The following is an 8,480-nucleotide window of genomic DNA, read 5'->3' as shown; positions in this document are numbered from 1 at the left end:
CAGGCCCACGTACTTGCTAAACTGGTTCATGGCCTGCCCCCTCAATGCGGCTCTGAGCCGCGGTGTACCCCACCTCAAGCTTAATCCGCGTACCTTGAGGCGCGGCAGGTCCATACATGATGTCTAGCACAATTTGACATCGACCCGTTCGCGGCAGGCGTCCTGACACTCGGCTCCATCTATGGAGCCTACTTCACGGAAACATTTCGGGCGCATTTCTTTCAGTGCCGCGCGGTCAACTGGAAGCGGGGGGCGCCTATGGGATGAATGCGGTTCTTGTTGAGCTAAAGTCGAATTTGGTGTACGGGGAGTTGAGTTGGGAAAGGCGGTGGAGGTTTCAGCTGAGAATCTGATTGTCGAATTCGGAATCCAGCAAACATCAAACCATCCACCATGAGCAAGGGTACGGAAAAAGCAGTCGTCGGTCTATCGGGAGTCGGGCTTGGCTTGGACGAATTGGTTCGTCACGGGGCGCGGCAAGTGATTCAACAAGCTATCGAAGCGGAACTGTCAGAGCTGATGGAGCGGTTCGCGAACGTCAAGAGTGCGCAACGGCTACTTGCCCGAGCGCGAGGTGTTGACGGCCGCCGGCCCGATCGCGGTGAAGGTGCCGAAGGGTGCGCGATCGCTCGGGGTCGGGCGTGAAGTTCAATTCGACAATCGTGCCGCCGTACGTGAGGAAGTCGCCTCGCGTGAGCGCGGCGCTGCCCTGGCGAAGCGTTGAGCGTGCTGCTGGGCGATGACGCCAAGGGCTTGTCGGCCAACGTGGTGAGCCGACTGAAGGCGCAGTGGGCCGACGAGCATGTGACGTGGAGCCGGCGTGACATGTCCGAGTCGCACTATGTCTATTGGTGGGTCGACGGCATTCACATGGGGCTGCGCAGCGAGAACTCGGATGGGCAATGCTTGCTGGTCATCATCGGCGTGAAACCGGACGGGAGCAAAGAGCGCGTGGCGATCGGCGATGGGTATCGCGAGACGAAAGCATCGTGGCTGGAGTTGTTGCTCGACCTGAAAAAGCGCGGTCTGAAGGCAGGGCCACGGCGGGCGGTCGGCGTCGGCGCAATGGGCTTAGGGGCCGCCTGGAAGAGGTGTTTCCGGCGACACGTGGTCAGCGCTGTTGGTTTTATTGTACTAAACTGCAGACGCGGTACGAGGAGGAGAGCGAGAGCCAAAGGCTGACGTTCGTCGGTGGTGGTGAGCTGGCGCACGATCCCAACGAGGGGACGCAGACACCTCCAGGAGCAGTATGTGGATGCCCAACCGGGCATCACCACTGTATCCAGGAGGTTCCCCATGACCCCACTGCTTCAACGGATGTTGCACGACATGCAGATCCGTAATCTAGCCGAGAACACGCAGAAGTCCTATCTGTTGCAGGTGTCAAGTTTCGCCCGGCACTTCTGTCGCTGGCCGGAACTGCTGAGCCCCGATGAGATACGCACCTGGCTCGTCTATCTTCGGGAAGAGCGCAAACTGGCGCCCGCCAGTCTCGGCCCGACGATCGGCGCACTGCGCTTCCTTTACCGTATCACGCACAAGCGTGACTGGAGTGACGAGGACTTTCCGTTGCCCAGGAAACCGGTGAGACTACCGGTCATCCTGAGTCCCGGTGAGGTTACCACTTTCTTCAACGCCATCCCCAGCCTGAAGCAGCGAACCATTCTGATGATCGCCTATGCGCTGGCCTGCGCGTGCCGGAGGTGATCCATCTGAAGGTCACGGATATCGATAGCAAGCGGATGGTCATCCGCGTGAACCAGCGCAAGAAGCGTAACGATCGCTACGTGATGCTCTCGCCACGGCTGCTTGAGATCCTCCGAACGTACTGGCTCGACGCTCATCCTCGCGACTCGCTGTTTCCCGGCGATATTCCGGGCAGACCCATTTCTAGCGATGCAGTCGAACTGACATGTCGCCTGGCCCGTCAGCACAGCGGCATCCAGAAGCCAATAACGCCGCATTCCTTGAGACACGCGTTCGCGACGCATCTGCTGGAATCCGGTACTGATGTGCGCAGGATCCAGCTGCTGATGGGACATCGCGCCCTCTCGACCACGGCTCGCTATCTGAAACTCGCGACCAGCACCGTGTGTGCCACCGCAATTCCCTTCGATCTGCTGCCGCACCCCGCATCCACTCCATCCCCACCTACGCCCGAGTATTTCTGACGACCGCGATGCGTCCGGCGCTCGAGGTGGCGGACGTCTTCCGCCTGCGGCCCTCAGTACCGGCAAACCCATGCCGACGGGCTCAGTCGTGTCCAGCGGCGAGTGATGAGCGCCATCGAACTCTGTCGCACCGCCGCGCTCGGCGGACGTGTCGAGCAGTGCGATGCATGCGGCCATCAGCGCATCGCCTACGACTCATGTCGCAACCGGCACTGTCCGAAGTGCCAGTCGCTCGCCCGTGCGCTGTGGCTTGAGCGCCGGCACGCGTGCTCTACGACATGCTGTTCCGCACCAGCGCCCAGACGCTGCGCACGATCGCCGCCGACCCCAGACATCTCGGTGCCGAAATCGGCTTCATGACGATCCTTCACACGTGGGGGCAGAATCTGCTGCACCATCCGCACGCGCACTGCGTGGTACCTGGCGGTGGCATCGCGCCCGACGGCGAGCGCTGGATCGCCTGCCGACCGGGCTTCTTCCTGCCGGTGCGGGTCCTTTCGCGCCTCTTCCGGCGGCTCTTTATAGAGCAGCAGCTGCGCCGCGCATTCGACGCAGGCACGTTGCGCTTCCATGGCCAGTTCGAGTCGCTCCGCGATGCCCGTGCGTTCGCCACCTGGCTTGCCCCCCAGCGCACACGCGGAGTGGGTCGTCTATGCCAAACCACCGTTTGGCGGCGCCGCACACGTGCTCGATTACCTGGGTCGCTACACTCATCGCGTTGCCATCTCCAATAACCGGCTGCTCGCCTTCGACACGCACACCGTGCAGTTTCGCTGGAAAGACTACCGGCACGAAGCCAGGCATAGAACCATGACGCTCGCGGCTGACGAGTTCATCCGCCGCTTCCTGCTGCATGTGCTGCCCGACGGCTTCAAACGCATCCACAGCTACGGATGACTCGCCAACCGACATCGGGCCGCGCGCCTGGCCACCTGCCGGCGGCTGCTCGGCGTCGAGGCTCCCGCCGCTGAGGCAGTCGAACCCACAAAAGACTACCGTAACCACTACCAGCGATTGACCGGAAAGTCATTGCTAGACTGTCCCGTATGCGGCAGGGGTCACATGGTCCGCATCGAGAGCGCTGTGCCCGGCATCCTGCCGCGCGCCCCTCCCGTCCCGCGCCATGTGCACTAGCCAGCATCGACCCCATTCCCGAATACGTACGCCTTCCCCGACCGGGCCTGCGCGACCGGACTCGTGCCTCCGGCTCGCTCTCGCAGCGCAATTGCCTGAACCCCTGGTTACCAGTCGGCTGAAACGTTCATTCGCACCGCGTTTACCCCGTAGGCTTCATACGATCGTCCGGAACCCGGGTGCGATAGCCACGCACAGAGCATCGCAAATCGCTGCGACGCCCATTCAATGCCCATAGCTGCCACCGCCCGTGGAGCGGTTTAGCACAAACGATTTTTTATTTACCGCTCGCGGGTCAATCCCGTCGGTTCCACTCATGCATCCGAAGCCGCGACCGATAAACAAAAAATCCTCTGCCTTATTCCGACATCGGAATAAGTTCCACAAGATGGGTAACGTGCTGAACGCGCTGCCCAAATCGCAGCAAGGCAAAGCCAAAGCTGATCTGCAGGCGAGCTGGATGGCCGCGACCCGCGCCGACGCGTACGCTGCGTTCGATCGTTTCGTGTCGATCTATGCGGCGAAATATCCGAAGGCAACCGGACGTTGAAGAAGTACCGAGAGAGCTCGCTCGCGTTTTACGAATTCCCTGCCGAGCACTGGCAGCATCTGCGCACCACCAACGCCATTGAATCGACGTTCGCGACGGTGCGCCACCGTACCACGCGCACGCGTAACTGCGTATCGCGACCAACCTTCCTCGGCCTCGCATTCAAGCTGATCGAGGAAGCCGAGAAAACCTGGCGCCGTATCAACGGTCCGAAAAAGATCAAGCTGTTGCTCGAGGGCGTTGCCTTTGAGGACGGCGAACCGGTGCAAGACGACCGGCCGGTTCAGCAGAAACTCGCCGCATGAAATAGACCGCCGTCAAATTGTTCATACACCACTCTTGACGTTAGCTCGTTTGCGCCCTTGCGCCTTTGCAAATTCGCCGAAGTTCAACAGCACTGAAATACGGCGCGATATGCTGCTCGCCGTGTAGTGCCGCTCTGCCAGCCAGTTGACGTACTGTTCGATCGCTGAAGCAATCCAAACCGCCCGGACGCGACCGACGACCTCGGGACGGAGGTGGTAGTTCTCGAGCATGACAATCTCCCAAGGAAAGGGAGAAAACACCATGCCACAACATGCGCGTTATGTTCCCGTAGGGGACGACACAGCCGCACGATCTGCTGCAGTTCGCCGCGACCCAACCGCTCACGGCTGACCAGCGGGCCGAGCACCGACAGGCGGAACAGCGCCTTCGGATCGATATTCATGGAGGTCCCTGTCAAAGTGAAGGAACCGCCATCAAAGCGCTGATTGTCGGCGCGCGGCAGTGAGCAGACTGTGTAGAGTCCCCGCTGCAGTTCGGTCAACGCCGTCGCACGGCGATCAACAACCAGTCGATCATGGGACAGTCAGGCCGTCATGATCCAGCCACACCATCGCTTCGCATAGCGGCATGCGACGCAGGCAGGCCAGCCAGAAGTCGTCGCGAGCGGCACTGCGGCCGAGCTCAGCAAAACGGCTACACAGGTGGAAGGTGAACGTCCCGTGAGCCACCGCCAGCGATCGCCACCAGCGCCGCACGGTGTGATAGGCCAACGCTAAGACGCTTGCCGTACGGCGTAGCGAGGCGCCCGCTATCGGCAGTTGCAGCACGCACGTTCTGCTGCAACGACCAGCCATACCATCGACGCGGACAGATGCACAGCGGCAGACGTGACAGGTCCGCGTGCATGACGGGCAACGGAAACGCAGCACAGGCACCCGGATTGAGCGCGCCGTCGGCGCTGCGATCCGCTTTGCGCCCATAACAGCCGTGACACCACAGGCAGCCGCTACCACAATGCGGACAGCGAGCGAGCCGGTAAGAAGCGGGAGAGCGCTCAATCGCGCGACGATGTTGTTCGAAGAAGAGAAAGGCAAATGCAATGCGATGCATTGCCGGTCTGTTCTTGATGTTTGTACGACGCGTGAGAAAGATCGCACGATATCTGGGCAGTGCCGGCCATCCTGCCACTCCTCATGTCTCGCGTTACGCGCGGTAATCGACAAAACATCGTCCTGGCCGACCGCGCGAGAATCTCACCCCTTCCTGCTCAATCTGCGGGCGACGTAACACCACTGAACGCCTGTAGGTCACGTACATTGCCACAGCGGCGGAAAGTCTCATAGCAACCCCCGTAGATCGAATTCTGCGACCTGCCGCAGTCGACCTAAATCTATCTTGGCGTAAATACGCTTGGCGTCAGCACTCCGATGCCCAAGATGGCCGCCGATTTGCTTCAGGGAAAGACCGGACGCGACAAGATGACAGGCACAGGCATGACGCAGGCAATGCGAGCCGTGACCCGGACCGTGTCAACACAACAAGTCCAGGCGGCTTTGCGTTCAGGCGACATTTGCTACGGGCTTCACGCTATCGCCAGCAACGCGCGGTGCAACTTGCTGCCTGTCATCGCTTCACCGAACTCACTCAAGCTCCGTCTGCCGCATCCTGAGCGACAGCTCGCCGGTGCCGGCATCGCTTTGTTTTCTTTAACGTGACAACGCCGGTGCGATTGATGTCATTGTGCCGACTCCTATGCGCGCATGAACGAAAGATCTCAGGACTGTGACCAGTGTGGTGCGCCCTGCAGCGCGGCTTGCCAGTCGTCGATCACCTTGCGGGGGACCGCGCGCGTCCGACAGTGCATGGCGTCGGTGCCAAGCCATGGAAACTCCGGCTTCCCTTCGATACCGACGATCGTGTAGTCGGGCAGGGCCTGCTTGTAGACGCTCAGCGCCTGACGGTCATGCTGTTCATAGCCTTTGCCGGATATGGGCACGTAGACGTGCTGGTTAAGAATCAGGCTATTGGTGTAGGCGGCGGTAGTGGCCGGCGTATCGGCGTTGTGCACGAAAGTGTCCTGGCATAACACGCGGTAGACCTTGAACCCTTCGTTCTCGAACGACACGGCGATCGCATCGAAAGCATGGTTGGTCTTCTGGTCCTGCGATGACGCAACAAGCACCTTGTCCTCCGCGAGGAATTTGCCCCAGCAATCGATATGTTCGATGTAGTTGCCCGTCGGGTCGCTCAGCACGTGATACGTATGAAGACCCATGAAACGGTTCAACTGACCCAGGATGTAGTCCATGCGCCCGGCGACGACATCCTCGCACTGGCCGTCCTTGCCGCCCGGCAACTCATTTTGCGTGGCGGCGAGGTAAGTCGAGGCCACCACGCCTTTGCCGTTGACCATGTAGTTGCCGCCCGTGTCGATCAGCCCGAGGTAGTACCAATCGTGGACCGCAATCTGCGGTAGCTTTTTGTCGCCGGGCCATTTGGCCGTGTTCCACTTGCGGATCGGAGCATTGAGAAAGTCGGATAATTTGACCGCGCCGTAATCGTCATTCGGACGGAAGATTCCAAACCCTTTCAGCGGATTGACGTTCTCCACACCCTCTACCAAGCCTACAGAGCCATAGCCAAGCGTCGCATACGTGTGTTTCGCTATCGCGTAGATATCGTTCTTCAGATCGTGCACCCACCACGGACCGTAGTCGCGCGTCCAGAAGGTATCGGTGTCCCAGCCGACGAGATGAAGATGGTCGGGGTCGAACTTCAGCGACATTTCGTCGGCCGTGTGTTGCAGATCCCGCAGAATGATCTCGCGCTGATCGAGGTCCGCGCACATGACAAAAATGTGAACTGGCTTCACGGTATCGTTCTGCTGCATACGGATGATCAGCTCGTTTGGGATCCCGAACGAGCGCGGCCCGCTGGGCGGCTCCTGGCTATGGCCGATTGGCGGCGGAACGGTACCGGGATATGCAATCAGAACCGCCCCCATATCGGCGAATTCCGGTACAGCGTTGACCAGCGACGGCGTGTCGTTGCGATAGATCTTGCTGGGCGGCGGATGCTCGCAGCCAGTGCGAGCGAGGAAATAAGCAGCGAGTTGCTGAGGGGTGGGTCGATTCAACAACTTTTTGTCTGACATGTTCATATCTGTCGTGGTGGATGGAGAGCGGCACGGCGATCCGTAGAATCTTGAATTCACGGTAGTGGAATATAGTCCCACCAAAGTGGGGGATGTTGATCTCTATTAGATATTTCCGAAATTTTTATCGCTAAGGGATTGGCTTGTTGATGCTGATACCATCTCGATGCCGGCACCGGCGAGCTGTCGCTCAGGATGCGGCAGACGGAGCTTGAGTGAGTTCGGTGAAGCGATGACACGCAGCAAGTTGCACCGCGCGTTGCTGGCGATAGCGTGAACCCGTAGCAAATGTCGCCTGAACGCAAAGTGCTGCGGGTCGGACCGAAGTTCGACAAGAACGCTTGTGTGCGGTAAGGGGCTCGGAGACCAGGCATCCGACGCCAGCGTTCCCGCGTGTACGCGATGACTGTTTTCGGCGCGGTTGTTCATTCACGCGCTGGCTCTGACGAAGGCACACCTAGCGTTTGTCAGCTCGGCGATTTCGGCTTTCGCAACGCGGATAGCTGCGCCGCTGGTCGGTGACGATCTTGCTCGGCACGCCAGGACAAGCCGCGAAGACCTCGTCGAAGAGTGCCATGTTGTGCCCTCTCTGCGCCGAGAAGCTTTAACGAGATGTGCAAAGCGCGCGCCGAATTTATCGCAGCAACGCCGGGGCAGTTTCATAACTGACTACGAGGCCGCGCTCGAACAGCAACTCTTCGATGCCGCGCTGGTTCAACTGAACCGGAAGTACCAACTCACTGCGCAGCTAATGACCGCTGCAGGCGACCGGTGACCGTGATCGAGCGATTTCATCTTGACTCGACCGCCCTTGCTAACGGACAACGCCGACTCTTCGGCGCTGCGTCTTTCTAGCGCAATCACTTCTCGCCCTCATCTCCCAGTGCGCTTTGGGCGTCTGCACTCGCCCTGCGCGCTCCTTACGACGCACAACGCGTCATACGTGTCCGGCTGCATCCCCTGTACATTGCGCAACGAGGGAACCGCTCGTACAGCGGGATTCCACAACGCCGCCGCTGAGTGTCGAATCTAGACCGGCGTTCACACTGCCCGGTGTTGGACCAAGATGTCGTTGATCTAGCGCGCACACGACCGGGCCCTATCGGAATTTCGGCCGTCGTCGATAACCGGTCGTCCAATGCACGTTAAGCAAATGTCCGGCTCGCTTCGCCTGAGCCAGCTTAGCGGCCCGTTCCCGAGCGGC

Annotated in this window: 6 protein-coding genes and 5 pseudogenes; 7 read left to right on the top strand and 4 right to left on the bottom strand. The window is 60.1% G+C overall.

The genetic code is table 11. The features are described from left to right. Positions 1-129: 129 nt before the first annotated feature. The 6 genes and pseudogenes from VSR68_RS40535 to VSR68_RS40510 all read left to right on the top strand — a co-directional run. A pseudogene (locus tag VSR68_RS40535) lies at positions 130-266 on the top strand (histidine ABC transporter permease); the annotation flags it as partial. A 127-nt stretch (positions 267-393) separates the two neighbouring features. Then, positions 394-1,130, top strand: a pseudogene (locus tag VSR68_RS40530) (transposase); the annotation flags it as partial. 166 nt (positions 1,131-1,296) lie between these two features. Continuing rightward, entirely contained in the window at positions 1,297-1,707 is a 411-nt protein-coding gene (locus VSR68_RS40525; RefSeq protein WP_342945068.1) for a site-specific integrase, read from the top strand. Beyond that, complete coding sequence (locus tag VSR68_RS40520; RefSeq protein WP_342945067.1) at positions 1,695-2,171, top strand: tyrosine-type recombinase/integrase; 477 nt, start codon at positions 1,695-1,697, stop codon at positions 2,169-2,171. Before VSR68_RS40525 ends, VSR68_RS40520 begins: the two co-directional genes overlap by 13 nt. Before the next feature lie 8 nt (positions 2,172-2,179). Next, positions 2,180-3,305 (top strand): annotated as a pseudogene (locus VSR68_RS40515) (IS91 family transposase). 379 nt (positions 3,306-3,684) lie between these two features. Beyond that, positions 3,685-4,160: pseudogene (locus VSR68_RS40510) on the top strand (transposase); the annotation flags it as partial. 21 nt (positions 4,161-4,181) lie between these two features. On the opposite strand, the gene VSR68_RS40505 reads toward VSR68_RS40510, so the two are convergent. After that, entirely contained in the window at positions 4,182-4,391 is a 210-nt protein-coding gene (locus VSR68_RS40505) for a hypothetical protein (protein WP_342945066.1), read from the bottom strand. Positions 4,392-4,694: 303 nt separating this feature from the next. Then, entirely contained in the window at positions 4,695-4,949 is a 255-nt protein-coding gene (locus VSR68_RS40500) for a hypothetical protein (protein ID WP_342945065.1), read from the bottom strand. 600 nt (positions 4,950-5,549) lie between these two features. Here VSR68_RS40500 and VSR68_RS40490 point away from each other — a divergent pair. After that, a complete protein-coding gene (locus VSR68_RS40490) occupies positions 5,550-5,837 on the top strand; it encodes a hypothetical protein (RefSeq protein ID WP_342945064.1) in 288 nt (95 codons plus the stop codon). A gap of 59 nt (positions 5,838-5,896) precedes the next feature. On the opposite strand, the gene VSR68_RS40485 is transcribed toward VSR68_RS40490, so the two are convergent. Continuing rightward, complete coding sequence (locus VSR68_RS40485) at positions 5,897-7,276, bottom strand: agmatine deiminase family protein (protein ID WP_342945063.1); 1,380 nt, start codon at positions 7,274-7,276, stop codon at positions 5,897-5,899. A gap of 105 nt (positions 7,277-7,381) precedes the next feature. Continuing rightward, positions 7,382-8,071: pseudogene (locus tag VSR68_RS40480) on the bottom strand (DDE-type integrase/transposase/recombinase). Between the last annotated feature and the right edge of the window lie 409 nt (positions 8,072-8,480).

Source organism: Paraburkholderia phymatum (assembly GCF_038900715.1).
GTDB classification, from domain to species: Bacteria; Pseudomonadota; Gammaproteobacteria; order Burkholderiales; family Burkholderiaceae; genus Paraburkholderia; species Paraburkholderia phymatum_A.
This window is presented reverse-complemented; position numbering and strand designations above follow the sequence as displayed.